The sequence below is a fragment of the Glutamicibacter halophytocola genome (genome assembly GCF_001302565.1).
Lineage (GTDB): Bacteria > Actinomycetota > Actinomycetes > Actinomycetales > Micrococcaceae > Glutamicibacter > Glutamicibacter halophytocola.
This window is the reverse complement of record NZ_CP012750.1, coordinates 2,463,018-2,487,007: the sequence shown is the minus strand read 5'-3', so window position 1 is coordinate 2,487,007 and position 23,990 is coordinate 2,463,018. Positions and strand designations below refer to the sequence as shown.

The window sequence follows — 23,990 nt, the reverse complement described above, 5'->3', positions numbered from 1 at the left end:
TCTTTTTGTCTTTGGTCTGCGCGTCGTCGATCAGGGAGCAGGAGCCAGGAGGTGTCCGAGCTGCGACTTCTGCTCGGCGTTGAGCTTTGGGAAGTTGTCGACGATGCCCTTCACGTAGACGTCGAGCCGGTCTTCATCGGCAGCCTGAACAGGCTTGGCCAGCAAATGGAGATCGCCACGGCGGATCTCGAAGCGGTTGCCGACGCGTACCGCCGGCAAGGTGCCGTCATTGATGCGGGCGCAAATGGTCTGGCGGTGGCCGTAGCCCAGGTCGGAGACCTGGCGCACGGTCAGCAGGTCGTTGATGTCCAGCTCGGGAATGCCGAGGGCTGGTGCGGAGAGAGTGGACTGTGCCATGAGGGTCACCTCGCGAATGTGTCTGCGGAGCGCGCTGCTCTACGCGAGATCCCGACGGCGCAATTCACGTCGAGACCAAGGCCGCGGTGCATCCCAGCTCCGCAGCTGCACTTCTTTCGCGAGTACCGAGTTGCCACTCGTGCACAAGACGCCGGGGCATTTCAGCTCACCGGCACTGCAAGGTCCTGTCACCCGCTTCGCCGGCCAGCTATCAGCCGTGCGACGGGATGACCTTCGAGGTCATGGTTCAAGTCTACAGCTTTCGTGCGATCTATGCAACTTGCTGTTGTCAGAATGCGAACGGCGCACTAGACTCGACTCATCTACGAGAGGATCACGCATGCCAGCATCGATCAGCCAGGTCTTCGCGCAGCGCCTGCGTGAAGAACGTGCCCGCGCCGGCCTCACGCAGGCAGAGCTGGCGGCACGACTCAGCGACGCGCTGGGGGTTGCGGTCTACGCCAGCGCGATCACGCGCGCCGAGAAGGGGGAGCGCACCGTCAGGCTCGAGGAGGCTGTTGCGATGGCCCAAGTGCTGGGCGTCGAGCTGTCCTCCATGCTGGTCGGATCCTCGGAGCTGGAGCGCGTCCTGGCCGAGCATCGTACGGCGCTGATCGCTGCTCAGGCGCGGTTCGAGGAGGTGCGTGCCGAGATGACGCGGCTGTCGATCATCGTCGATCACCTGGAGGAGCAGCGGGCTGCAGGTCAGGAGCACCCGGAGATGCCTACCATCATGCGGTATTCGTCGCAGCACCCGGAGTGAGCTGCGGGCAGCTCGGCTCCGCTGAATGCGCCAAGCGGTCCCTTGCCCGGGCGGGCGTCAGGCATGAGGGTGGATGGGCCTCATTGGAAAATGTTACGGATCAGAGGGTGCCATCAGTAACACCCCTTTGCTCTGGTCAGAGCGGATATTTTGGAAGCGTTACGGATGTTACGGATACTTCGCAAGAGAGGGTTGTGTGCGCAGGCGCGTGTGCGCATGTGCACGAACTCCTAAATCATCCGTTACATCAGTAACAAGTACAATAAATCCCTATCTGACCTGTCTGTTTGGGCGTTACTGATGGTGTTACTGATGCTCAAATCATCCGTAACATCCGTAACGCTTTGCCTACACCTCAACCACTGGCTCGCGACGTCGGCGCGGCAACCCTTGCACCCACAGGCATCTCCCGCCTTGCGCTTACCCTCATCTCTGACCGCTCATCCCTGACGTGGTGCCCTGTCGGAAGATGACCGGGGCCGCCGGCCGCCAGGCCGGATCTCCATGCCGACATGTGATCCCGCGGGCTCGTCGCCATGGTGCGCAACAGGCATAGCTCGCGCCGGCAGTGCCGCCGGCACCGGCCAAGAGCGCCCTCGCCGTGTCTGGGCGTCATGGCAAGATCGAGCCATGGATGTCCTCGCGCTGGTGATTTCAGCCCTGTCGCTGCTGGTCGCCGGCGTCGGCACGTACCAAGCGAACAGACGCGCCAACGAGGCACTCGCAGCGTCGCGCAAAGCTGCAGAAGACGCACGCTGGTTCGCGGTGCAGGAAGCCGTGCAGCGCCTCATCGGATTCGACCCCACCGCAGAGCCGATAGGGGAGCGGCTGGCCAATCTGCGCATCACCTCGATCGCGCTCGTCGACCAGCTCGACGGCTGGGATGGCATCGACTCGTGGCTGGAGGCAGAGCGCACGCTGGGCGCGACCATCGGCCGACAGGTCATGGAGGCAGCCAGGCCCGGCGACACCGTCGAGCGGCGGGTGGCGAACCTCGACCCGCTGATGAGCTGGGCGCACGCGCTGAGCAGCAACCTGCGCCATCTTCGGTCAACCGGCCACGACGCGGCTGCCCTTGTCAAGCTCCAGGCCAACGCGGAAGAGTTGGTCAAGGACAACCATCAATGCCACGGCTGGGATCCGCCTCTGCGGAACAACGCCCGGATCCAGCCGCTGGAGTAGGCCTCTTCGCTTCGCCACTGAACGCGAGCAGCTTGGGGTCGTGGACCGATCGACATCCCGCCGCAGTCGCGACGAGCGTCCCTGCTAACTGGCACAATGGGGTCATGCCTAGAATCATTCTGAACGCTGGAAACGACTTGGTCCAGCGTCTCGCCGGCGAGAAAGATCCGGTGCGAGCGATCATCGAGCTGATCTGGAACAGCCTAGACGCTGACGCAAATAGGGTGTCGGTCACTCTCGAACGCAATGACGCCGATGGCATTGTCGGCCTCACCGTCTGGGATGACGGCCTTGGCATGAGCCCCGAACGCGTTGAGCAGGATTTCAAGTGGGTGGGCAACTCCTGGAAGGTCGGGGCACGCGTCACTGAGCGTGAGAAGCGACCTCTGCACGGCAGGCTTGGTCAGGGGCGTCTGCGCGCCTTCGCATTGGGAACTCGCATTACCTGGGAAACTGTTGGTCAGGATCCTACAGGCGCGTTCAAGAAGACCCGCGTGTCATCGACCATTGACCATCGTAACGACTTCTCCGGTCCCGATCCTGTCGATGCCCAAGGGCCGACCTATACGGAGTTCCGGGCTGAAGGTCGGGACTCGCTTGGCAGGCTCGAGGGCGAAGCTGCGAGGCCGCGCATCGGTGCCGCCCTTGCTCTGCATTTGCTGACTTTCCCGACGATCGAAGTCCGGTACGACGGAGTCAAGATTGACCCGGCCGCAAGCATCGAGCGCCAGGCGAAGCATGAGCTGAGGTGGTCTTACGACGGTGTCGAGCATCAAGCCGCGTTGAAGGTCGTCGAATGGCGACAAGTGAAAGGCCGGACGCTCTACCTCTGCGATGAGAAAGGCGTTCCCGTTGATGAGACTCCGATTAGGCGCTTCGCCGACTTCAACTTCGCCGCGTACGTCCTTTGGGAGGACATGACTGAGCACGCCAATGAGGTGCTGCTCGTCGATATGGAGCAGGAGACGTCCCTGCTCGGATCTCTGATGCAGGTCGTGGACTCCACGCTGGAGGACCATTTCGAGGCTCGCCGAGCTGAGCAGCGGCGAGAGCTCGTCGACCGCTGGAAAACGACCAAGGCTTACCCGTACGAGGGTGATCCGACCTCGGATGAAGAAGTGGTCGAACGAGCCACCTTCGACGTCATCGCTACAGCTGTGCGTCGGCACATCCCGAAGAAGCGCGACCAGGAGAAGCTGACGCTTGGACTGCTCAAGGACACGCTCCAGCGGAACCCGGACGGTGTGAAGACGCTCCTGGATCAGTACGTAGGGCTCACAGAAGGCGAGAGCGATGACCTCGATCGACTGCTAGAGCGCACCCCGCTTTCAAGGCTCATCCGGGCGACTACTGATGTGACCGACCGCCTGGACTTCCTGAGCGCTCTCCGGGAGATCGTGTTCAACCCCGAAGCCAAGGGGTTGGTCAAGGAGCGGGATCACCTGCACAAGATCCTCGAACGCGAGAGCTGGGTGTTCGGGGAGCAGTTCAACATGATGAGCTCGGAGATCGGTCTCACTCGAGCGCTCGAACAGCACCTCAGCATGCTTGGTCGCGAAGGGGAGCCCACTTCGAGGGTCACCAAGACCGACGGCAGTCAAGGCCGCCTGGACCTGATGTTCTCCTTGGCTGCGCCAGAGCACGAGACGAAGCGGCACTTGGTCGTGGAGCTGAAGGCCCCATCCGTGGTTGCGTCGTACAAGGAAGCCAATCAGATCAAGGGCTATGCTCGCGCGATCGTCGAGGATCCGCAGTTTGCCGGCACCCACACCGTCTGGGACTTCGTACTCGTCGTGAATGACTATAACAACGACGTGCGACGCGACATCAACCAGCGTGGCCGTGAGTCGGGGCTGCTCGACGAGTCTGAGCTCGACCCGAACTCCCCGCTGCGCTACAGGGTCTGGGTGCGTCGCTGGTCGGAGATTCTCGAGTCCGCGGACCAGCGTTTGCTCTACTACAAGCGCGGATTGCAGCACGATGCCTCCCTCATCGACGTTAAGCGATACCTGCGCGACCACCACGCAGACGTCCTGCCGGCGGGGCTGTTCTCCGAGGACGATCCGAGCTAGGTCGGATTCTCATCCGCGGGTCCTGACCTGTGGCAACGGATGCTCCTGGCCGAATCGGCACAGGTTGGTACGTGTGGCGACGCGGTGGAATGGAGGTTCGCGCGCTGAGAGTCTCGGCCGCGGCCATCGGCACGAGCGCGCTCACCTGATCGCAGACAGGCGGGTTTCGAGTCCAGACACGAGACCCGAGTCGCGCTCGCCGGAATCAGTTCCGCTGCGGTGCCAGTGCATCCCGGATCGCATCGAGCGCGGTTCGCAGTTCCAGGTCCGTGGGTGCGCCGTAGCCGAAGACGATGCCGCGACGCTCAGGTTCGGTCGGTCCGTAGTAGCAGGCGCTCAGTGGGGCGACCTCGACGCCTTCCCTCGCGAGCGCCTCGACTACGGACTCATCCGGTCCGCCGTTCTCCCAGGACAGCGTCGCATGCAGCCCGCCCTCGATGGCGTCCAGGCGGATGCGCGGGGCGAGGTCAGCGGTCGCCTCGATCACGAGTCCGCGGCGGTGGGCGTACTCCCGTGCGACGCGGACCAGGTGCCGTCGGAGGCCACCGGTGCGCAGGAACTCTGACAGTGCGATCTGCACGATGCCGGAGACGGGATGTCCAAGGACTTCGCGTGTCTCGAGGACACGAGCCCGGAGCTCGTCGTCGCGGACCAGGAGGTACCCGCAGCGCAGCCAGGGTGAGACAGTCTTGGAGAGGGTGCCGACGAGGACCACGCGCCCTTCGTCATTGAGCGAGGCGATCGCGGGTAGCGAAGGCGCGCCATGGCGGAACTCGCTGTCGTAGTCGTCCTCGACGACGACGGCCCCGGTGCACTTCGCCCACTTGAGCAGCGCCAGGCGAGACGGGACTGGCAGCCGGCCACCGAGCGGATACTGGTGGCTCGGAGTCACTAGCGCAGCCGCGAACGGCCCCGAGGCGTCCGCGAGGCGGTCGACGTCCATGCCGCCGTCCCGCACGGGGATCGGGACCGGGATGGCCCCGAGACGCGAGATCACCGCCCGCGAGGCGTGGTGCCCCGGGCTCTCCGTCGCGATGCGGATGCCGGTCGAGCGGTCACCTTGGAGAGCATGCACCAGCAGCCCGAGCCCGTCGCGTGCGCCCGCCGTCACCACGATGTCGTTCGCCGCGCACTGCACTCCGCGCGCTGCGCTGAGGTGATCCGCGATGGCCGCGCGGAACTCGGCTTCTCCGGCAGGAGGCGGCGGGAGGTCTGGCAGCTCCCGCCGTGCCGCCTCTCTCCATGCGACCTTCCATTCGTGGTTCCGATGCAAGGGAGCCGCGGGGCTCCCCGGTGACAGGTTGATGGTCCGTCGCGGCGGCTCCTGCGCACGCGTGAAGGTTTCGGCAGCGCCTCGCGCGGTGCTGGGCGAGGGGCTCGACGACGCAGCCGGAAGATCCGCCGCGACGAACGTGCCGGAGCCGGGGACGATAGTCACGTACCCTTCCCCGGCAAGCTCTTCGTAGGCTGCGACGACGGTGCCCCGCGAGACCCCCACCGCGGCCGCGAGGGAGCGCGTCGACGGCAGCGGCTCGGTCGCGCGGGCCTGGCCGGCCAGGATTACGGCGCGCAGTTGCTCGACCAGGTGCTCGCGCACGCCGTAGCCCGGCGCTCGCTCGGCGTCGAGCACAAGATCCATCGGAAAGGGATGACGCATGCTCCCATTTTACTGGTCCATCTCGATTCGCCTTTTCTGGCATTGGTGACGGTCCGGAAATGGCTGTAGCATCGATGTTGACGCGTCGCGGGCACCGGCTCGCCGCGTCGTCCATGCCTACTCCTGGAAGGTCTCCGCACTTGGCTCCCACCGCGCCCCTCATCATCCGCCCACTCGCCGCCGCCGACGAGGCCAGCTGGCGAGAGCTGTTCCGCGGCTACCGTGAGTTCTACCGGCTGCCGGAGTCCGAAGAAGTCGTCTCGCGCGTGTGGGGCTGGCTCATGGACCCGGGGCACGAGTGCAGGGCGCTGGTGGCCGAGGGCGAGGGCGGCATCGTGGCGATCGGCCATCACCGCCCCTTCTCGAGGCCCTCGACGGGCACCGTCGGAATCTGGCTCGACGACCTCTTCACCGACCCAGCGGCCCGCGGCCGGGGCGCTGCTCGTGCGATCCTCGCACGGCTCGCAGAGATCGCGGGGGCCGAAAGCCGGTCGATGGTTCGGTGGATCACCGCGGAGGACAACGCCCGGGCGCGCGCCCTCTACGACCAGGTCGCGACCCGCACGCACTGGGTGACCTACGACGCCGCCCCGGCCCACATCTGACCGATCCGAGGAGCACCACCATGACGACCCATGACGACCACGGACAGCCGATCGGCGACCCGGTCCCCGACTGGGCACCGGTACCCGTGCCTGAGGTGGCGACGTTGAACGGGCGGTACTGCACGCTCGAACGACTCGACCCGGCGCGGCACGCCGACGACCTCTACGCGGCCCACGCAACCGCGCCGGACGACCGCGACTGGACCTACCTTCCGGTCGGCCCGTTCGCGACCCGGGAGTCCTTCGAGGACTGGGCCGTTGAGGCATCACGGAGCGCTGACCCGCGCCACTATGCCGTGGTCGACAACGCCACCGGCGCGGCGCTCGGCACGCTCTCGCTCATGCGGCACGACCCCGAGAACGGGGTCATCGAGGTCGGGTACGTCGTGTTCTCGCGCGCGCTGCAGCGCACACCATCATCGACAGAGGCGCAGTATCTCCTGATGCGGCACGCCTTCGACGACCTCGGCTACCGGCGCTACGAGTGGAAGTGCCACAGCCTCAACGCCCCTTCCCGCAGGGCCGCCGAGCGCCTCGGGTTCACGTATGAGGGCACGTTCCGGCATGCGGCGGTCGTCAAGGGCCGCAACCGCGACACCGCGTGGTACGCGCTCATCGACGAGGACTGGCCGCGGGTGCGTGCAGCGTTCGAGGCCTGGCTCGACCCGGCGAACTTCACCGCGGAGGGGAAGCAGATCGAACCGCTCCGGACTCGATGAAGGCAAGACGCTTCTCTCTGCGGCGACGTCCGCGAGTGGCGGCACCCGAGAGGGTGATGGATTGCGTTCGTATCCGCAGGGGCCGACTCCCCGTATGGGCGGCGACCGAGCTCATGGACTGAGGAGCCTGACCTAGCTTTACGGCTTCTCGCCTCGGGAGGCTCAGGACGCCGTCCCCTGAGGGTGTGAGCTCAGAGCGCCGCAGTTGACGAGCTGGCTCAAGGCACTGAATCTCTTGCGCAACACTTGTGCTCACCACGGGCGGCTGTTCAATCGCGTCCACACGATCGCACCGAAGTTGCCCAGACTGCCCTACGTGTGGTGACGTGGTGATATTCCGGTACGAGTTTTAACCTCTGGCCCTAGCGTGCATTGGTTCTGCATTACTCGCGATCCTTCACTCGGAGCGCGATGAGCAGGTGGCGGGAATCTTGAACTATTACGGATCAAGAGGACGCGATGACTCGCCATCGGAAGGTAACATACGGCGCGGTATAGGGGATCTCCGAGGTGTCCCTTCCGATGTCGATGATCTCAACAACGGCGAGCCGACCGTGCTCATTCATCAGTATGACGCTTTGACCGACCCGCGGAGTAACTGAGCGCCCGGGCATGAGATGTCGCTCCATGTCGGCATCGTCGGGCATCTCGCCGCGAACGAGGCCAACGGCCTTCCCGTAATCCTTGAGGACGTATACAGAGTCATTGCTGTGCCCGCTTACAGTGAAGGCGAAGGCAGAGTCCCCTAAGCCCCAGTGGAAGGTTCTCTGTGGTGCATCGTCATATGCGAAGCGACGCTCGCCCACCAAGTCTGGGCTTCGCCACTGCGAGGGGTCTGTGCGCACGGCTTGTTGTTCCAAGCGCGTCGAGCGCTCCCGAAGAGTAGCGATCGGAGTCGCACTGTCGCGGTTGGTCGGGAGCCCGGCGATCCAACGCCAGAGGTCTTCGACCTGCTCGGCTCCGGGGAACTGCTGAAGGCTGTCGGATGAGTGGTTGAAGTCGAAGCCCTTCGGCATGGTATCGCCTAGCCACGAGGGCAACCTGCAACCGGGGTTGTTGACGAACAGGGTTGACATCCAGTTGGCCTCACGGTCGCCATGCACCTCCGAGATCCAGCGACTCTCCTTGCCGACGCCCGAATTTGGCATCGTGTCAGCCCTGTCGACGTAGTTCTGGTCGACAACGAGTAGAACGCGCTTGGAATCGTCTACGCGGCGCATGAAGCCGTTGAGGTCATTGCCATAATCGACATCGGCATCGATGAGCACGTCGAATCCGAGCGCCTTGAGCTGAGCTGCAAGCAGGCGTACCCACTTTCTGTGCTCGTCTGATGTCCAGGCATACGAGATGAACAGATCCGCGCCCACAGGACTCCCTTTGTTAGTTGCCGCGGGCCCCGTGCGTGTAGGCACGGGCCTCGTCTGAGTAGTTTACAACGTGCTTCTCGCTGGACCTCGAGAATACGTCTGAGATCAGTGACGTCGAGGAAGTCTCTGGTCACACTCGAAGAAGTGCGAATTCGCTCGTCGGTTGGCGCTTTACCCGGACAGCTGCACCATCAGCGCGTGGTCCTGGGCCGCTTCTAATCTAAGGTCGCTGTACAGCTGGAATTGTTGAGCCATCCATCTCACACGTCCGATGGACCTGTTTCGGTGGTCTCGTTCGAAAGATCCACTACGAGTCCGTCGGGTCCGTGCCAACGTACCTCTCCGGAGGTGTAGTTCACCTTGCCGATAAGGCGAGAGCTGAAGTGCCATTCGGTGAGGTCGGGCTCGTTGTATACCTCTTCGGGTTTGAATCCCCAGGCGCGTCGTTCATCTCGGCGTACATCCGGCGCGGAGAAATGCGGTAGCACCGGGTAATCCCCGCTTACGGAACACAGGGATCGCCGCACGTACTCGATATAGTTCAGTAGGTCGCTGGCGTCACGCTGCCGCCGGTCCTTTGAACGTTCAGGTTGCTCTGACTGATTGAAGCGGACTAGCCACGTCAGCGCATCCCATCGCGCGCGCAGTTCCGCTGGCAGTGCGTGTGAGTGGCTTGAACCCGCTTGCAATAGCGCCGAGGCACGACCGTTTCGTTCGCTATGGACGTCCGCTGTCGTCGGAATTCGCACGAAGGACGCCGAGAGGTCCCTGTCGTTTCGCTTGACCGTCGTAAAGTCCGCGAGTGCCGCAATCAACTGATCGGCTACGAAGGATCGTCGCAGATCCTCATCGGCGCTCTGCGCTTCCCGCCGCTCCGTCGCTGCCAGTTCTGTCTCGTGCTTCAAAACCTTGACGGTTTGCCGTGAGCCCACCCAAGCGGAGAGAGCCCCGCCAACGATCGCGCCTAAAAGGGCTGCCAGCATCTCAGTCATGCTGATGAGTATAGATTCCGGCACCGATAATGCCCAAGTGCAGTTGCTCTCCCGCTTCACGATCCGGCAGTCGTCGCCCGCTAGGTACCGGGCATCTCGACGGCATCCTCGACGCTGCCGCGAGAAGACTTGACGGGTTACCGATTCACCTGGGCCGTGCTCAGCAACCTCTTATCGATCTGGCGTTTATGCCGAGGACCGCTGTGACAGCCTCCAGACAGATACGTACGTTAACGAGATGAAGGAAATGATTGAGCGCATCGCTGACAACCCTTTCCGTGGTCGAGTCGTGGCAGTGGAGAGGTTTCTACGTGTGGGAACTCGGTGGAGTTCCGCTTCAACGTCTAATCCTGCATAGCTTTGGCGCCCTCGGTTTCTTTTGAAATCGGGGGCGTTCTTGCTTGTGGAGTTGAAACGTAATGCCTCGGGTCCGTTTTAGGGCGTGGCTCTAACTATTGCAGTTTAGACCATGTGGGGTCTATTCTATCTCCTTGTGGAACGTGGACATCGAGCTCATCGAGCTCATCGAGGTTTGGCTTGCTGAGCTTGATGTTGATTCCCGGGAGCAAGTGGTTGCCGCGATTGAACTGCTAGAGGATTCTGGGCCCCAGCTCGGACGACCCATTGTGGACACCGTAAAAGCATCTCGCCATAAGAATATAAAGGAACTTCGACCAGGTTCATCTGGCAAATCAGAATTGCGAATCTTGTTTGCGTTCGATCCGGAGCGGGCGGCAATCATGCTAATTGCGGGCGATAAAGCTGGTGACTGGCAAGGCTGGTACGAGAAAAACCTTCCACATGCCGATCGATTGTTCGATGAACATTTAGACAAGATAAGAGGAGAGTGAGTGCGTTGGCCAAGTCTCTTAAGGACTTTCTCGCTCAGAATCCAGTCGATCGGGACCGGGTCGAGAAGCACAAGCAGAGAATGCTTGCGGAGGTTCGTGCCTATCGCTTGCGCGAATTGCGTGAACAGGCTGGACTCACTCAAGCTGAGCTCGCTGAGCGCATTGGTGTGGGGCAGCGTCAAGTCTCGAAGATTGAGCATGGAGATCTTGAGAATGCAAAAATCGGCACAATCCGCAACTATTTGGAAGCTGTCGGAGGGGAGCTGTCCTTGGAATACCTGATGGGCGATCAGCGGATGCAGATAGCCTGATTCCAGCAGAGAATCCCAAACTGCCCTCTTGAAGGTCAAAACTGCTTTTAGCGTTTGTTGTACTCGCGACAATGGGTCTCGCGCCCAAGGGGACGTGAGCGAATGCGGGCCGTTAACCAAGCAATGGAATCTTTGCAGTAATGAACCAGCATCCGCATTAGTGATCGGTAGCGGACGGGTAACCGAGATGCAAACTTTGGACCAGAGGCGGCGGAGATCGTTGACTACCACTGACAAGATCGCACCGATCCATCCGGGGGAGGTCCTGATGGAGGACTTCATCGAAGGGTTCGGCATTACCCAGAATAAGCTCGCGGTGTCGATCGGTGTCCCGCCGCGAAGGATCAACGAAATCGTGCACGGCAAGCGGGGGATCACTGCGGACACCGCACTGCGTCTCGGACGCTTTTTCGGTGTGGAACCTCAGTTCTGGCTCAATCTGCAGACGCGTTATGAGCTGGAGATTGCCCAAGACCTTGCCGGCGACCGGATCGCTGAGATCAAGCCGCTGAAGGTCGCCTGATGTCGAATGCTGCTGAAACTGTACTCGTGATTATTGACATGCAGCAGGGCGTAGTCCCAGGATGCTTCGATGCGGATGGCGTTGCCAAACGTGTCGCTAAGCTCGTCGAACGGGCGAGATCGCGGTCCGTTCCGGTGATTTGGGTAATGCACGATCCAGTTGGTGAGGGCACGCCCGCATGGGATCTTGTCGCTCCACTTAAATGGATCGACGGCGAGGCAGTAGTGAGAAAGAACTATCGTGACGCGTTCGCGCAAACGCTTCTGAGGCAGACGCTCGACCGGCTAGAGGCGACACGTTTGATTATTGCGGGGCCCAATCGGACTACTGCATCAGAACGACGACTCAGCGTGCAGCCGTTGAAGGATACGACGTCACTCTTGTGGGCGACGCACACACGACAGGGGATGCCGAGTGGGATGGCGTAACTGTCACAGGGGCACAGATCGTGGCACACACGAACATGTACTACGCAGGTTTGCGATATCCGGGACAACGGTTCGACGTAGCGACTCATTCTGACGTCGTGCTCTGAGGTTGGCATGTGTGGCGACGGCGCGGAGTTCCGCTTCAACGTCTAAGACTTCTCAGCTTAAACTCCCTCGGTTTCTATTGAAGCCGGGGGCGTTTATACATGGTCATCGTCAGCAAGAATCCTTGACCCATGTACGACTTGAACAAGTTGAACTCTGATTTAGGACTTCCGCGGCCCTGACCCAATTCCGCAATCTGCAGAGGCACTGCATCGATGCGGTGGAACGAGAGCCAGTCGAGAATACTTCACGTGGTGCGAGTCGCCATGTGGCCCGGGTTCTACGTCCATGCCCTGCCGGCGAACTCGGGAATTGATTTTAGGCTGAGGTGAACTACCGGTTCACCATCAGGCGCCGAGCAGCAGTGTCCCTACGGGGCTGGTCTCCAACCAAGGGCGCGGTCAACGACAGGGTGAGCTCCTTATGAACCGTGCGGCACCTGAAATGGTAGTAACGGGCGGCGTTGACTTTGGCTATCTCGGATGCCGCGAGGAACTCGCCCTTTTCTATTAGGTTTGCGATCCGTAGGGCAACTGTTGCTCGTCCACGCCACGTCGCAGGTAAAAATTCATGGCCATGGGCAACGAACGCGATCCGTATCGGCTTACGAGGCAAGGAACGATCTGCCATCAGGAATCGAATACTCGCAGGAATATTCCAGCCCAGCTTGGAGAGTGAAGCCAATGGGTCCGCAACCTACTGCTGGCCTGATCAACCGTGGGCGACGGGAGGAAATTCCGGCTGGCCGGGTGTTCCACCAGCAAGTTCGGCAGCATCAATTACGGTGGTGCGCCGGTTCTCCCCACGCGCTAATGAGCGGCTGGGGAGTTCCTTGCGCAGCCGACGATGACACTATCCGGATTTCCAGCTCCGAAAGATCGAATTATTCGGGGATAGCGCGATCGAATTTAGGACTCGATACGTTCGAGCAGCCGAGTACGCTGATGGGTGTCCGTCGCTGCCCGCACAACGGCACCTGCTAGTGCATATGCCGCGTCGATGATTGCGGTGTCGGCTTGAGCGGTGGTTCCGTACAATGCGAACTCCTTTGAATGGTGGGAAGCCGTCTGAACGTCGTATCCAATCATCGGATGAATGGAAGGAACAGCCAACGAAACATTTCCCATGTCCGTTGAAGCAACGGGAGTGGAATCGAAAACGGCTTGTCTTCCGCGTTCTGAGAGTGCTGTTGCGTATGCCGAGGAAAGAAAAGAATCCTGGCGGAGTTCCGCGAAGGTGTTGCCGCGTTCTTGAATATGTAATTGGCACCCGCTGGCTATGGCGCCGGCCGTGAGGCAATTACGCACTTTTTGATTGATGACCGTCAGTTGATCGATATTGGGTGCGCGCATCTCAATCCTCAATGTGCTCTCGTCAGGAATGACGTTTACCGAGTGTCCTGCCTGCATCACAATCAGGGAGATGATCGATTTCATCGGCAGCTGTTGTCGTGCCAGTGCGATGGCATGTTGGGCAATATTGGCTGCATCCAAAGCGTTTGTTCCCAGTTCGGGCGCGGCAGCCGCGTGAGCCGCTTTCCCGCGATAGGTAATGTCCCAGGCGTTCAGTGCAAGGGAGGAGTTTCCAATCGTGTCTTGGCCGCTTGCATGAACCATCATGGCCAGATGCGATGTCGAGAAAAATCCGTCGTTGAGGAGGTCTATCTTGCCGCCGTGGCTTTCTTCAGCTGGGGTGCCAAGAACATGCACAGTGATATCGAGTTCGTCGCAGATGGTGCTCAGGGCGATGGCTGCCGCGACGCTGGCTGCAGCATTAACGTTATGTCCGCAGGCGTGGCCGATGTTAGGAAGTGCATCGTATTCAACGCATAGCGTCACGACTAGTTGGCCGGTTCCTTTGCGCATGCTGAATGCAGTGGGAGCCTCGGGCTGCGTCGCGTCCAGGTTGAAGCCGTAGCGGTCCAATAGGCGGATCGTTGACTGGCGGGCAAAGAATTCTTCGCCGCTCATTTCAGGATTCTCATGGATCTGATGACTTAGCGTGACGACGTCGCGATTGCTGTTCTTGAGCGCACCATCAATCAGCTTCATCAATATAGGAATTTCTGTGCTCTTCTTCATTTGCTGCACTGTTTCCTCAGGCCTGTCGAATGGGACGTGTGAATTGACGTTTAGGGAAGCGACTGCCTGCAACTGCGGCAACGACTGAGGCTACTGCGAGGGTGGCCCAAATGAGGTGAATACCCTGTTCGGTAATAGCGCCTTGTGCATCGACATTCATGCTGGACAGCATTTTGATGACGGCGGCACCGCAGGCGATGCCCACAGACAATGCCAGTTCATTAATTCCAGCAGCTGACGATGTTTCCTCTACGGGAACTCCCTCAACGCTGAGGGCACGTGTTGCACTTTGGTAAGATCCCAGGGCCAAATTGAAAATGCTGAAACCAATAAAGTACCCAATCAGCGTGTTCCCAGCGACCAGGAACACCACGAATCCGCCGGCCAGAAGAAGCCCAGATGAAACCAGCGCCACTCGTTCGGAAATCCGATTCATGATCGGCCCTGCGCTCAGTGAGGAGAACAAAGAGAACAGGGATGTCACCGCGAGAATGACGGCGATAATCATGGGCGAAAAATCAAAACCATAGCCCGTTGAAGACCGATCGGAATGCAGGACCAGCCCATTGGTGCCGAAGTAGCTAATCGAAGCAAACCCAAAGAAAAAAGTTGCAATGGATACGCTCCGAATAGACCGCAACTTGAGCATTCTCAGATCGGTAAAGCGTCGCACCTCGTCGCGAGGCCGTGAATCCATCAACGCCCATGCGGCTAATAACCCAGCCCCTAGAACTATGGAAACAAGAGTTCGCCAGGAGCCCCACCCCCAGTCGGGTGCCATGGAGAGGCCTGTCATGAACAGGATGATCCCAACAAGACAGCTAATCATGGGCAGCGCGGCGATCGGTTCTTTTGCCGGATTGGGAGTATCGGGCAAGAGCAACGCGCAGATGATTGCTGCTACGGCGAAGGGGATCCCGATCCAGAAGCCGCGCAATGGATCTACCGCTCCTAAGACGCCTGCCACCAAGCCTCCGATCCCGACCATGATCATGAGGGTGCCGATCAGGTAGCTGACGCCTCGACGCGTTTCATCCGGGCGCGTGAGTCGCAGAATGCCCATCATCAGCGGAATGAATCCCACGACGCATGTGATCAGAATGACGCCAGCAATGATTGCGATCAAACTTGGGACAAACGAAAGCAGCCCGACTCCTGCCGCAACGAGTACGGTGGATGCCAGCAGGACTCGCTTGTATCCGAACCTATCGCCCAGCCGTGAAATCAAGGGTGTCAGAACCGCGAAGCTCACGTTGGCGATAAGGAAAATTCCGTTGATCGTGGGGGCATCGATATCGAACACGGGACCCAACGCGGGAAGTATCGGGTTGAGAAAACCTTGTACAACTCCGCTGAGGGACTCGATTGTGATTAGTAGTGCCATTAGCCCGATAAAAGTGCCCTTAGGGGCAACTTTGGTGGTGAGCTGGACCGCTTTGCCCATTAACATTCCCAACCTTGAATTGAGGCAAAGCAACTTGTGTGCCTGCCATCACAAGTGTAAAAATGGGCCGTGAACGTTCGGTGAAATGTTCGCTTTCATCCAAAAAGGGTCGCTCCAATGCAAAAATCTTCCATCGGGTCAGAATTGGATCTTGCGATTTTGGGCTCCCTGGAAGTCCATCCGCGGGTCGAATTCAGCAAGCTTGCCCTTGTTCTAGGGGTATCCAGCTCCACGGTTGCACGGCGCTGGGAATTCCTGCAGTCGGAGGGTCTTGCCTGGACCACGGTCATCCCGGGTGCACGGTTTTTGGAAACTGGCTGGTCGGCATTCATGACTATTGAATGCGAACCAGAACGGGAAGAGGAACTCGCCGAAGCGCTCTGTGCTGAGCCCGCGTTTGGAACCGTGGCGCTCATTACTCATCATCGTCAATTCCACATTGACTGTTTTGCATCATCGCACAATGCGGGAATGGAAAAGCTCCAGACGACCTTGCGGAATCTGCCAGGGGTGCGAAGCCGGCACATTAGCCCTATTTCACGAATCTATCGCCAAGCGAACGAGTGGAGCAGCGGAACATTGGCCGTGGCAGAAAAACAACAAATCTCTGATTCGGAATCCGCGGACCTGCCTTACTTTCGACCGGACGAATTAGACTCTGAGATCGTCAAAATGTTATTCGTTGATGCCCGGCAGAGTTGGCAGCACCTAGCCCAAATGCTCTCAGTGTCAGCTCAGACAGTTCAACGACGCGTGCAAAAACTGATAGCCAGCGGGTTTATAGCGTTTCGATGCGATAGCGGCAGGCTGACTAGCGCTGGGTTGCAGGACTTCAACATAATTTGGTCTGTCCCGCCCGCTGATGTCGACCGCGTTGGGCAGATACTTGCAAATGACCCAGCGTGCAGAGTTAGCGCGAGAATGATTGCCTCCTCGAATCTCGCGGCCACTTTCTGGCTACGTGATTTCAAGGCTGCCCATGAACACGAGATGACCGTTCAGAAGCTAGCGCCACAAAGTTTTGTCCAAGAACGATTTGTCGCTTTGAAAACACTCAAGCGTGGTGGACAGATTCTCGATGATGCTGGGCGTCGCGTCGGATGTATAGCAATACCGTTGCTATGAATATGCAAAACCTCGCCGAATAGAGGGCAATAGCTGCGTCGCGTTTGCTCGCATTCCACCTCGCACCACGGAATTGCGCGGAGGCTATGCTTGGGCCATGAGCAATATCAATGGGCTGAGCCTTTGCTGCTTGTTGTGGGCACGCGACGGTGAAGCTGCGGGTCTTCAGGCGTATGAGGATCGAGTGCTGGCACTGATTCCGGAGCACGGGGGACAGGTGGTGCAACGCGTCCAGAGCATATCTGACGCGGCCGCACCTGGCGAGGTGCAGATCTTCCGCTTTCCTTCGCAGTCATCATTTGATTCCTATCTCTCGGATCCTCGCAGGCTTGCGCTGTCCGAAGAACGGGATCGTGTGGTGAGCAGGACCGAGCTCTTTCCCATTGATTTTCTCGCTTGACGGTAGCCATGGATCGCTGGCCGAGGTTTCCAGCTGGCCGAGGCCGGGTGCCATTTCTTCTTTGACCGAGGGCAGCGCAAGTGTTCCCGTCCTACACGGACCGATGAATTCAACTGCCCCGTTGATGCCGGGCATAAACAGCAGGATTTGAAGAGCTCTGAAAAGTCCAGGTGGCAATTGCGGTTTCCTGGGCGCTTGGTGGTAACCATCAGCGCTCGTGCAGCACAGTTTCGGCTATTGCCCTGCAGCAGCACCGGCCGCGTAGGCGGCCTGGGCGACGTGCTGGGTGGCATCATCAACGAGGGAGACCAGGCGCACTCCACGAGTCACCGGGGGATCCCAGCCATGGTCGATCACCTCGTCCAGGTCTTCTTCTGAGAGTGTTCCGGTGTACTCAATCAGAGCGTGCAGGCAGGCTTGAACGTAGTCCACTAGCAACTGCTGATCTGGAACCTGGATTTGATGGGCCTGATCCCTTGAATGGCCGTACCCAACAGAATCGCCGAGTTCACCCAAGCCGAATTGGCCGCGGTAGGATTCCCAGACTTCGTTTCCTCCGCTCAGGTGGGCGAGCTGAACGTCGATTTCCCTTCCTGCGTGCCACAGCAGCCAAGCGATTGAGTTGGGGTGCCCGGCTGGGTGGGCATTGAGCTGCTCGGCGGAAAGCGCCGGGAGGTCGCGGGCAGCCTCGACGGGGCGCTGGGCGAAATCGGCAAAGACATCCGTAATGTTCATAAGCCTATTCTGCACGCGTACTGGATCCTTGGCCATGAAAGTTGAACTCCGAAAGCCCGGAGACCATGGGGAGAGGTACGCTGAACCTGGCGACAGTGCTTCCTGAAACACGGAATGGACGAGGAAGGATGGCGATGGGCCCCGACGGATTATTCGCTTTGCGCACAGGCGTATTCAGGCTGCCCGACGGCCAACCGGCAACGCTCGAAACGCGTGTACTCGGAACGCTTTGCGTACGCTCGGGCAAACTGGCCCTCTGCGATCCGCTATATCTGCAGGACCCCGGCCTGCTCACCATCCCTCCGGGAGACTACAAGGTGGTAGCAACGATTGCGCGGGTTCCAGAAATCTATGATCTGGCGATGAGCAGGCCAGCCTACCTGAGCCTGATGCTGTCCGGTGATCCCACCGCCTCGATCCATCCCGCGGTTTTTGCCACCGACGGTTCAGAACGTGGCGTCCGCCCGGTCGAGGGCGTAGCGGTGATGCCTGGTCTTCAGGGAATACCTTCGTCGCAGATGTCCAGTGTTGCAATGGTGGACGCCGAAGCCATCGTTCGGGCCATGCCCGATGATCCTGGAACCTGGTTCGATTCGGTGATTTCACCGAGCGATGGCACCGGGTGGTTCGACCGCATGGATACGGAAATCGATGGTCCGCTCGGCTCGCTCTTCACTCGATTGCCCAAGGCAGCAGATGCAGAGAATATAGCAATTCTCATCGCCCGCCCCGGGAGGGTATTTCCGGTGCTGGAGACGAGGGATGCGCAGGATCGAATCACCGGAATCCATATTGATTTACTCGTCATTGGGGATCTGAGCGAAGCTCTGCAGGCTTTTGATGGCCAGGATGACTATGCACTGGAGTATGCAGAAGAAGCGGCACGGGACTTGCGGCACCAACAGAGTCAGCGGGCAGAGGGGCTAATCATGAGAATGCGGAAATTTTTCAAACGCTAGTACCTGCTGGAATTCGCGGACCTAAGCTGTCTGGACAAGCCAACTGGCATCACTCACTAACGAGCGGTTTGGAGCAAGAAGTGAAACTGCATCATGTACAAGTCTCTATGCCGCAGGGGCAAGAAGCAGAAGCCCGCCGATTCTATGCCCAAGCCCTGGGGCTTCATGAGGTGGATAAGCCTGAAGCCCTGGCAGGCCGCGGCGGCTGCTGGTTTCGGGCCTATGACGGCGACGTCATCGTCGCCGAAATCCATCTCGGTGTAGAGGAGCCATTCCTGCCCGCCCGCAAAGCCCATCCTGGACTCGTGTGCGATTCCTTGGCGGAGCTAGAGGCCACAGCACATCGGATCAAGTCAGGCGGCTTTGAGATCTCGTGGGCAGAGCGGGAATCTTTCGAAGGGTATATTCGATTTCATGCCCGCGACGGTTTCGGGAACCGCATCGAAATCATGGCTCCTTCGACATCGCCAAATTCGCCCGACAGCGAGGTGCATGACAACCAATGAATCGAGAATTACTTGGCTGATTACGACCCTCGAATTGTCGCGTTGTACGACGGAGAAAATCCTGACGGGCCAGACCATGACTACTACCGATCCCTCGCCGTTCAGCCTGGCGTGCAGCGCATTTTGGATCTCGGTTGCGGCACTGGAATTCTCACCGTCACCTTGGCGCAGGAAGGGTGTGAAGTCGTGGGCATGGATCCATCGCCGGCCATGCTTGACTATGCCCGCCAGCGATCTGGCGCCAGCGAAGTCCTATGGGTCGAGGGCGACTCAAGCGCCCTTGAGCATGGGCTGTTCGACTTGGCGGTCATGACGGGTAACGTGGTGCAGCACATTCCGGACCCGCAGTGGGAACGAACCTTGCAGGATTTGAGGCGCAGCCTGTCCTCCGGATCTGTCCTCGCCTTTGAGAGCCGAAACCCGGAACGACGAGCGTGGGAATCCTGGGCGCGCGAAGAGCCATCCACCAGAAGCACGCCATTTGGACCGGTGACTGAATGGTGCCAGGTTCAAGAACTCAGCGAAGGGAAGATACTCCTCGAATCATTCTCGAAATTCGCGACCACGGGAGCGACAGTGCATGAAGACCTGGTGCTAGCTTTCCGCACCGTCGCACAACTGGAAGTCCAGCTGCAGGCAGCTGGATTCAAGGTCGATGCAATCTGGGGTGACTGGAACCGGACACCATTTGACGGAAGCCAAACGGTCATGATTTTTGAAGCGAGGGCAGCATGAGCGTGTTCGGGCTCGTCGGACTTCAGGATGCGCGCGCTTTGCAACGGCTCATTGAATCCAACGCAGGCTATGCAGTGCGCATCCAGGGCCATGGCGTTGAGCCCGGAGCAGCGCAGGAAGCGCTCACGGCGCTGCCACCCAACGCTGTTGCCGCCCAGAAGCGTGGTTATGGATTGTGGGAAGGCAACCGATTGCTGGCCTTCGCAGATGTCATCATTGGCTGGCCCGAGCCGGGGACCGCGCATATCGGGTTGCTCATGGCCGACTCCGAGCGGGTTGGCGAGGGGCTTGGACGAAGTCTGCATGAAGCCATCGTCACGGAGTTGTGCAGAGCCGAAGGCCTGTGCTGCCTTCGGCTGGCCATTGTGGATACAAATGCGGACGTGGCTGAACCATTCTGGAAGAAGATGGGCTATCAGCCCACGAGCCAGGTGGCACCCCATCGACAGGGGACTGTGGAATCCGCCTCGCGGATCTGGCGCCGAAAGCTTGGCTGCGGCGCAGAGGCATCAGCCGGGCCTATCTAGAACAGCGGCCAGGGAACCGCGGGCATATCACCGCTCGGGCCGGGGAAGCGGGCATCCTGGCGAAGCAACAGGCACCGCTGCTGCAAAGCTTCGAGCTCCACATCGCTGAGCAGCTTGCCCAATTTCTCGCCCAGCGTTGAGCCCAATGCGGTATTGACCCGGTCAATGCCGGAGAGTTCTTCGTCGTCCAGCGGCTGGCCAATCCACCCCCAAAGCACCGTGCGAAGCTTGTGCTCATCATGGAAGCTCAGCCCATGGTCTACTCCATAACGGTGGCCGTCAGGCATCGCCAGCACGTGGTCGCCCTTGCGGTCCGCATTATTGGCCACGATGTCGAAGACCGCCATCCGGCGCAGGACAGCGGTGTCCTCATGTAGCAGGCTCACCTGGCGCCCGATGTCGTCTTGCCCGTGCAAGACCGTCTTCCAGCCTTTGGCGGGGAGATTGCCGGTGGCCACGAGATCCACCGCATGCTGCTCGGAGTCCACTTCTTGCCAAAGCTGCACCATGCCTTCGCCAAAGGGGCCATCGCGCAGCCAGGTCTTCGGAACAAGGTTCCAGCCCAGCGCCTCGGAGACGAGGTAGGCGGCAACTTCCCGGTTGGCCAGGGTGTGCTGCGGGAAATCCCAGAGCGGCTTTTCACCGGCAATGGGCTTGTAGACCACGCTCAACCCACCGATGGTGCCCAAAAAGGTGGCATTGGATGCCGTGGTGATACGGCCGGTGAGTTCGAGTTCACCGGCGAGCAGATCCGGCTGGGTCATGAAAGCTCAGAGTCCTGGCAAGTATGTCCCTCTGGATCAATTGGATAGCCGCACGACGAGCAGACCGGACGGCCTGCGGCAACAACTTCGTGGGTGCGCATGGCAAAGGCCCGCGCCGTGCCCACTGGCATGCGCACCTGCATGACGGCCTCGGGCTCGTCGTCGGGATGCGCTTCGTCAAGGGAAAATGCTTCCAGCACCACCTGGGCCACGGTGGCATCCCATCCCAGGTTCATAGACCCGACCCTGAAGGCTTCGTCGACCTCTTCCAGCGGATCGTTATCCACCAGCTCCACCGGAGTATGGGTCGGAACGCTGAAAGAATTCCCCGCAACGGTCGCGACCTGGTCGAGAATCTCATCGATCATTTCTGCGACGACAGCTGCCTGCTGCTTTTCCAGGGCAATGCTGGTCATGTCTGATCCGGTGCGCGCTTGCAGATAAAAGGTGCGGGAACCGGGCTCGCCGATGGTGCCAATGACTACTCGATCCGGCCAGTTGAATTCGTGGACTTCGCTCGCCATGTCTGCTTCCTTAGTTTCCTGCTCCGCCACCCACAGGGGCGTCAGCTGCTTGCAATCCCGGGGCCAGCCAAGACAGGTCCCCGCCGTCAGTATTAACCGAGTGCACACGAGGCGAACCCGAACCGTAGTGGACAATCGATGCAGATGCCGGGCCGACGTTGATGCGCTGGAACAGGTCCAAGTGCATGCCCAACGCATCAGCCAGTACCGACTTGATGATATCGCCATGGCTCACGGCAACCCACACCGCCCCAGTTCCATGTTCCGCCTCGAATCCGGCGTCAAGGCGCCGTATCTCGGCAACGGCCCGTGCTTGCATGCCCGCCATCGACTCGCCCTGCGGGAAAGTGACTGCAGAGGGGTTGGCCTGCACCTGGGACCACAAAGCCTGGGTGGAAAGCTCGGCCAGGGCGCTGCCTTGCCAGGTGCCATAATCGCACTCGGTGAGTTCTGGTGCAAGCAGCAGTCCTGGAGCGTTCCTTTGCGCTTGGATAATGTGCTGGGCTGTTTGCTGGCACCGTTCCAGCGGGCTTGAAACGATACCTGCCAAAGGCACATCGGCCAGCCGCAGCGCAGTTCTTGCGGCCTGCGTTTTGCCGGTTTCGTCGAGGCTTATTCCAGGGGCTCGTCCGGCCAGAACACCAGAGGCGTTGGCGGTAGTGCGGCCGTGCCGCACAAGAATTACTGTGGCCATGATCCCAGCCTAGCCATCTGGCAGAAGCCATGCGAGATTTTGCCGGTATTCCGCCCTGTTGCGAAAAAGCGCACCCCAAGTCGAAACCGCCTCGCAGCGGCCCAGGAGCACTGTCCTCCCGCGGGCGAATCAGCAAGAGCACGCAAGGACAGGTGGCAGAAACCGCGCTAGTATCAGATCTGGTTCACCAAGCTGCGCGACGTGGTGGGCAGTAGGCCACATCAGGGGAGCGGACATGGGCAATGGCCAGTGGATTGAAGTAGGCAATGGCGTATTCCAGCGGCGCTATGACCCGCTGGATGTTTCCATCGGACTGGTTTTGGGACCCACCGGAGCCGTGGTGATTGATACTCGCAATAATCCCGCGGAGGCATTGGCGATCATCGAGGATGTGGCCGAAGGCTTCTCCCTGCCCATCATGGCCGCCATCAATACCCACGCCCACTACGACCATAGTTTCGGCAACCAGGTCTTCAAGGCCGAAGGCATCCCCATCTATGGGCACCATTTGATTGCCCGGCACTATGCGAACTACGAGAAACCCCATCTGGACAAGGTCAAGAACCATCCCGGCACGGAGCCTGACAAGTCGTGGCAGGAGGTGGTTCTCACCCCGCCCACCGTCCCGGTCCAAGCGCCAACCACCATTTGCCCGGGAGGCCGGGAAATCGAGTTGTTGCCGCTGGCGCCGGGCCATACCGATACGGATCTTGCAGTGCGCATCCCGGATGCAGGGATCTGGTTCCTCGGCGACATCATTGAAGAATCAGGACCGCCGATGTTCGGATCCGGCGCGCATCCGCTGGGATGGCCACAGGTCCTCGAATCCCTGTTGGAGCGGATCGGCGAGTCCGATGCCATTATTCCTGGGCATGGCACGCCGGTGGATCGCGCTTTTGTTGTTCGGCAACAGCAGCAGCTTGAACTGCTCGCCGATGAATTGAGCGCCGCCCACGCGCAAGAGATCCCGGCCGGGAAGATCCGATTTTCTGCGGGCTTGCTGCAAATCTGGCCAGCTCAATTCCTGCGCGAAGCGGTCCAAGACGTATACGCCCAGCTGGGGGACTAGTACTCGTTCTTGATGACGAAGTAGGATCCGCGGACGGTGCCGGCCAGTTTGGACTTCTGGCGCGCGAACTTGAATTTGTCGGCGAGCTCCTCGGGAACCTCCATGCCATCAGACAGCTTGAACCCCACGGCACGCTTTTCCCCGTCGGCAAGTCCGTAGAGCACGTTGATGGACAGCCCCGACTCGTAGAAGACGTAGGCGCGCTTGGCTCCGTCGGCTTCAAAAACGCAGGCCTGCAAGGGGCGGGAAGCGATGTGGAGATCGCGTTCCTCGGCCAAGATGTTGTGGACCCATGCGATGACGCCGTCGGCATCCGAGGCGTCTTCAAGCACCAGGTCGTGATCGAATTTGTTTTTCAGATAGCGGGCCTCATTTGCCCGCAATCCGGCAAGGGCCTGGGCCACGGGGGAGGATTCGAACCCCTCGGTGGAGACATCCTTGAAATCAACCAGATATGCCACATTCAATCCTTTGCACTAGAACTTCGACGGTACA

General features: G+C 60.0%; 28 protein-coding genes. 17 read left to right on the top strand and 11 right to left on the bottom strand.

The features are described 5' to 3' along the window. Window positions 1–30: 30 nt before the first annotated feature. Complete coding sequence (locus tag AOZ07_RS11430; protein WP_060702110.1) at window positions 31–357, bottom strand: MerR family transcriptional regulator; 327 nt, start codon at window positions 355–357, stop codon at window positions 31–33. Between the two features lie 340 nt (window positions 358–697). On the opposite strand from AOZ07_RS11430, the gene AOZ07_RS18830 reads away from it, so the two are divergent. The 3 genes from AOZ07_RS18830 to AOZ07_RS11415 all read left to right on the top strand — a co-directional run bounded on the left by AOZ07_RS18830 (window position 698) and on the right by AOZ07_RS11415 (window position 4,374). Further along, entirely contained in the window at window positions 698–1,120 is a 423-nt protein-coding gene (locus tag AOZ07_RS18830; protein WP_060702109.1) for a helix-turn-helix domain-containing protein, read from the top strand. A 630-nt stretch (window positions 1,121–1,750) separates the two neighbouring features. Then, the gene (locus tag AOZ07_RS11420; RefSeq protein WP_060702108.1) at window positions 1,751–2,302 is read left to right on the top strand and encodes a hypothetical protein; all 552 of its coding nucleotides are present in this window, start codon (window positions 1,751–1,753) and stop codon (window positions 2,300–2,302) included. A 104-nt stretch (window positions 2,303–2,406) separates the two neighbouring features. Continuing rightward, window positions 2,407–4,374, top strand: a complete 1,968-nt coding sequence (locus tag AOZ07_RS11415; RefSeq protein ID WP_060702107.1) for an ATP-binding protein — start codon at window positions 2,407–2,409, stop codon at window positions 4,372–4,374. 205 nt (window positions 4,375–4,579) lie between these two features. Here AOZ07_RS11415 and pdxR read toward each other — a convergent pair whose 3' ends face one another. Beyond that, window positions 4,580–6,031 carry a MocR-like pyridoxine biosynthesis transcription factor PdxR gene (gene pdxR / locus AOZ07_RS11410; RefSeq protein WP_084793228.1) on the bottom strand — a complete coding sequence of 484 codons (1,452 nt, stop codon included), beginning with the start codon at window positions 6,029–6,031 and terminating at the stop codon, window positions 4,580–4,582. A 140-nt stretch (window positions 6,032–6,171) separates the two neighbouring features. Here pdxR and AOZ07_RS11405 point away from each other — a divergent pair, with 140 nt between their 5' ends. From AOZ07_RS11405 to AOZ07_RS19095, 3 genes are all read left to right on the top strand, one after another. After that, window positions 6,172–6,636 carry a GNAT family N-acetyltransferase gene (locus AOZ07_RS11405; RefSeq protein ID WP_207758452.1) on the top strand — a complete coding sequence of 155 codons (465 nt, stop codon included), beginning with the start codon at window positions 6,172–6,174 and terminating at the stop codon, window positions 6,634–6,636. A gap of 20 nt (window positions 6,637–6,656) precedes the next feature. Continuing rightward, on the top strand, window positions 6,657–7,355 hold the full coding sequence (locus AOZ07_RS11400; RefSeq protein ID WP_060702105.1) for a GNAT family N-acetyltransferase: 699 nt from the start codon (window positions 6,657–6,659) through the stop codon (window positions 7,353–7,355). A 205-nt stretch (window positions 7,356–7,560) separates the two neighbouring features. Continuing rightward, complete coding sequence (locus tag AOZ07_RS19095; protein WP_335334218.1) at window positions 7,561–7,680, top strand: Abi family protein; 120 nt, start codon at window positions 7,561–7,563, stop codon at window positions 7,678–7,680. 121 nt (window positions 7,681–7,801) lie between these two features. Here the strand turns inward: AOZ07_RS19095 and AOZ07_RS11395 are convergent, their stop codons facing one another. Continuing rightward, window positions 7,802–8,722: a toll/interleukin-1 receptor domain-containing protein gene (locus AOZ07_RS11395; RefSeq protein WP_060702104.1), complete on the bottom strand. Its 921-nt coding sequence runs from the start codon at window positions 8,720–8,722 to the stop codon at window positions 7,802–7,804. 260 nt (window positions 8,723–8,982) lie between these two features. Further along, the gene (locus tag AOZ07_RS11390) at window positions 8,983–9,714 is read right to left on the bottom strand and encodes a hypothetical protein (RefSeq protein WP_060702103.1); all 732 of its coding nucleotides are present in this window, start codon (window positions 9,712–9,714) and stop codon (window positions 8,983–8,985) included. A 500-nt stretch (window positions 9,715–10,214) separates the two neighbouring features. Here AOZ07_RS11390 and AOZ07_RS11385 point away from each other — a divergent pair, with 500 nt between their 5' ends. The 4 genes from AOZ07_RS11385 to AOZ07_RS11370 all read left to right on the top strand — a co-directional run bounded on the left by AOZ07_RS11385 (window position 10,215) and on the right by AOZ07_RS11370 (window position 11,827). Next, on the top strand, window positions 10,215–10,565 hold the full coding sequence (locus AOZ07_RS11385) for a type II toxin-antitoxin system RelE/ParE family toxin (protein WP_236995176.1): 351 nt from the start codon (window positions 10,215–10,217) through the stop codon (window positions 10,563–10,565). Further along, window positions 10,562–10,876 carry a helix-turn-helix domain-containing protein gene (locus tag AOZ07_RS11380; RefSeq protein ID WP_236995175.1) on the top strand — a complete coding sequence of 105 codons (315 nt, stop codon included), beginning with the start codon at window positions 10,562–10,564 and terminating at the stop codon, window positions 10,874–10,876. The genes AOZ07_RS11385 and AOZ07_RS11380 overlap by 4 nt, the downstream gene beginning before the upstream one ends. 220 nt (window positions 10,877–11,096) lie before the next feature. Then, window positions 11,097–11,399, top strand: a complete 303-nt coding sequence (locus tag AOZ07_RS11375; RefSeq protein WP_060702101.1) for a HigA family addiction module antitoxin — start codon at window positions 11,097–11,099, stop codon at window positions 11,397–11,399. Next, on the top strand, window positions 11,399–11,827 hold the full coding sequence (locus AOZ07_RS11370) for a cysteine hydrolase family protein (protein ID WP_335334217.1): 429 nt from the start codon (window positions 11,399–11,401) through the stop codon (window positions 11,825–11,827). Before AOZ07_RS11375 ends, AOZ07_RS11370 begins: the two co-directional genes overlap by 1 nt. Before the next feature lie 1,013 nt (window positions 11,828–12,840). Here AOZ07_RS11370 and AOZ07_RS11360 read toward each other — a convergent pair. Continuing rightward, on the bottom strand, window positions 12,841–14,013 hold the full coding sequence (locus AOZ07_RS11360; RefSeq protein WP_084793226.1) for an amidohydrolase: 1,173 nt from the start codon (window positions 14,011–14,013) through the stop codon (window positions 12,841–12,843). A 16-nt stretch (window positions 14,014–14,029) separates the two neighbouring features. Next, window positions 14,030–15,457, bottom strand: a complete 1,428-nt coding sequence (locus AOZ07_RS11355; RefSeq protein WP_194943653.1) for an MFS transporter — start codon at window positions 15,455–15,457, stop codon at window positions 14,030–14,032. Between the two features lie 117 nt (window positions 15,458–15,574). Here AOZ07_RS11355 and AOZ07_RS11350 point away from each other — a divergent pair, with 117 nt between their 5' ends. After that, on the top strand, window positions 15,575–16,582 hold the full coding sequence (locus tag AOZ07_RS11350; RefSeq protein ID WP_060702097.1) for an AsnC family protein: 1,008 nt from the start codon (window positions 15,575–15,577) through the stop codon (window positions 16,580–16,582). A gap of 97 nt (window positions 16,583–16,679) precedes the next feature. Further along, on the top strand, window positions 16,680–16,982 hold the full coding sequence (locus AOZ07_RS11345) for a DUF1330 domain-containing protein (protein WP_060702096.1): 303 nt from the start codon (window positions 16,680–16,682) through the stop codon (window positions 16,980–16,982). 234 nt (window positions 16,983–17,216) lie between these two features. Here AOZ07_RS11345 and AOZ07_RS11340 read toward each other — a convergent pair whose 3' ends face one another. After that, a complete protein-coding gene (locus AOZ07_RS11340; RefSeq protein ID WP_060702095.1) occupies window positions 17,217–17,717 on the bottom strand; it encodes a mycothiol transferase in 501 nt (166 codons plus the stop codon). A 41-nt stretch (window positions 17,718–17,758) separates the two neighbouring features. On the opposite strand from AOZ07_RS11340, the gene AOZ07_RS11335 reads away from it, so the two are divergent. The 4 genes from AOZ07_RS11335 to AOZ07_RS11320 all read left to right on the top strand — a co-directional run bounded on the left by AOZ07_RS11335 (window position 17,759) and on the right by AOZ07_RS11320 (window position 20,444). After that, a complete protein-coding gene (locus AOZ07_RS11335) occupies window positions 17,759–18,676 on the top strand; it encodes a hypothetical protein (RefSeq protein ID WP_194943652.1) in 918 nt (305 codons plus the stop codon). Window positions 18,677–18,756: 80 nt separating this feature from the next. Beyond that, on the top strand, window positions 18,757–19,182 hold the full coding sequence (locus AOZ07_RS11330; protein ID WP_060702093.1) for a VOC family protein: 426 nt from the start codon (window positions 18,757–18,759) through the stop codon (window positions 19,180–19,182). 12 nt (window positions 19,183–19,194) lie between these two features. Further along, on the top strand, window positions 19,195–19,917 hold the full coding sequence (locus tag AOZ07_RS11325; protein WP_060702092.1) for a class I SAM-dependent methyltransferase: 723 nt from the start codon (window positions 19,195–19,197) through the stop codon (window positions 19,915–19,917). After that, a complete protein-coding gene (locus AOZ07_RS11320; protein WP_060702091.1) occupies window positions 19,914–20,444 on the top strand; it encodes a GNAT family N-acetyltransferase in 531 nt (176 codons plus the stop codon). Before AOZ07_RS11325 ends, AOZ07_RS11320 begins: the two co-directional genes overlap by 4 nt. Here AOZ07_RS11320 and AOZ07_RS11315 read toward each other — a convergent pair. The 3 genes from AOZ07_RS11315 to AOZ07_RS11305 are packed head-to-tail and all read right to left on the bottom strand — an operon-like array spanning window position 20,441 to window position 22,426. Continuing rightward, a complete protein-coding gene (locus AOZ07_RS11315; protein WP_060702090.1) occupies window positions 20,441–21,208 on the bottom strand; it encodes an SCO1664 family protein in 768 nt (255 codons plus the stop codon). The genes AOZ07_RS11320 and AOZ07_RS11315 overlap by 4 nt on opposite strands. Next, on the bottom strand, window positions 21,205–21,732 hold the full coding sequence (locus tag AOZ07_RS11310) for a DUF3090 domain-containing protein (protein WP_060702089.1): 528 nt from the start codon (window positions 21,730–21,732) through the stop codon (window positions 21,205–21,207). Before AOZ07_RS11310 ends, AOZ07_RS11315 begins: the two co-directional genes overlap by 4 nt. Before the next feature lie 10 nt (window positions 21,733–21,742). Then, window positions 21,743–22,426, bottom strand: coding sequence for an MSMEG_4193 family putative phosphomutase (locus AOZ07_RS11305; protein ID WP_060702088.1), 684 nt, complete (start codon window positions 22,424–22,426; stop codon window positions 21,743–21,745). A 235-nt stretch (window positions 22,427–22,661) separates the two neighbouring features. Here AOZ07_RS11305 and AOZ07_RS11300 point away from each other — a divergent pair, with 235 nt between their 5' ends. Continuing rightward, window positions 22,662–23,495 (top strand): MBL fold metallo-hydrolase, encoded by an 834-nt coding sequence (locus tag AOZ07_RS11300; RefSeq protein ID WP_060702087.1) that lies wholly within the window; start codon window positions 22,662–22,664, stop codon window positions 23,493–23,495. Here the strand turns inward: AOZ07_RS11300 and AOZ07_RS11295 are convergent. Continuing rightward, window positions 23,492–23,956, bottom strand: a complete 465-nt coding sequence (locus AOZ07_RS11295) for a hypothetical protein (protein WP_060702086.1) — start codon at window positions 23,954–23,956, stop codon at window positions 23,492–23,494. The two genes, AOZ07_RS11300 and AOZ07_RS11295, sit on opposite strands and share 4 nt — an antisense overlap. Between the last annotated feature and the right edge of the window lie 34 nt (window positions 23,957–23,990).

Coding starts and splice junctions, on each gene's coding strand:
- AOZ07_RS11430 (WP_060702110.1), bottom strand. CDS start 357: ATGGCACAGTCCACTCTCTCCGCACCAGCCCTCGGCATTCCCGAGCTG.
- AOZ07_RS18830 (WP_060702109.1), top strand. CDS start 698: ATGCCAGCATCGATCAGCCAGGTCTTCGCGCAGCGCCTGCGTGAAGAA.
- AOZ07_RS11420 (WP_060702108.1), top strand. CDS start 1,751: ATGGATGTCCTCGCGCTGGTGATTTCAGCCCTGTCGCTGCTGGTCGCC.
- AOZ07_RS11415 (WP_060702107.1), top strand. CDS start 2,407: ATGCCTAGAATCATTCTGAACGCTGGAAACGACTTGGTCCAGCGTCTC.
- pdxR (WP_084793228.1), bottom strand. CDS start 6,031: ATGCGTCATCCCTTTCCGATGGATCTTGTGCTCGACGCCGAGCGAGCG.
- AOZ07_RS11400 (WP_060702105.1), top strand. CDS start 6,657: ATGACGACCCATGACGACCACGGACAGCCGATCGGCGACCCGGTCCCC.
- AOZ07_RS11390 (WP_060702103.1), bottom strand. CDS start 9,714: ATGACTGAGATGCTGGCAGCCCTTTTAGGCGCGATCGTTGGCGGGGCT.
- AOZ07_RS11370 (WP_335334217.1), top strand. CDS start 11,399: ATGTCGAATGCTGCTGAAACTGTACTCGTGATTATTGACATGCAGCAG.
- AOZ07_RS11360 (WP_084793226.1), bottom strand. CDS start 14,013: ATGAAGAAGAGCACAGAAATTCCTATATTGATGAAGCTGATTGATGGT.
- AOZ07_RS11355 (WP_194943653.1), bottom strand. CDS start 15,457: ATGGGCAAAGCGGTCCAGCTCACCACCAAAGTTGCCCCTAAGGGCACT.
- AOZ07_RS11350 (WP_060702097.1), top strand. CDS start 15,575: ATGCAAAAATCTTCCATCGGGTCAGAATTGGATCTTGCGATTTTGGGC.
- AOZ07_RS11345 (WP_060702096.1), top strand. CDS start 16,680: ATGAGCAATATCAATGGGCTGAGCCTTTGCTGCTTGTTGTGGGCACGC.
- AOZ07_RS11340 (WP_060702095.1), bottom strand. CDS start 17,717: ATGAACATTACGGATGTCTTTGCCGATTTCGCCCAGCGCCCCGTCGAG.
- AOZ07_RS11320 (WP_060702091.1), top strand. CDS start 19,914: ATGAGCGTGTTCGGGCTCGTCGGACTTCAGGATGCGCGCGCTTTGCAA.
- AOZ07_RS11315 (WP_060702090.1), bottom strand. CDS start 21,208: ATGACCCAGCCGGATCTGCTCGCCGGTGAACTCGAACTCACCGGCCGT.
- AOZ07_RS11310 (WP_060702089.1), bottom strand. CDS start 21,732: ATGGCGAGCGAAGTCCACGAATTCAACTGGCCGGATCGAGTAGTCATT.
- AOZ07_RS11305 (WP_060702088.1), bottom strand. CDS start 22,426: ATGGCCACAGTAATTCTTGTGCGGCACGGCCGCACTACCGCCAACGCC.
- AOZ07_RS11300 (WP_060702087.1), top strand. CDS start 22,662: ATGGGCAATGGCCAGTGGATTGAAGTAGGCAATGGCGTATTCCAGCGG.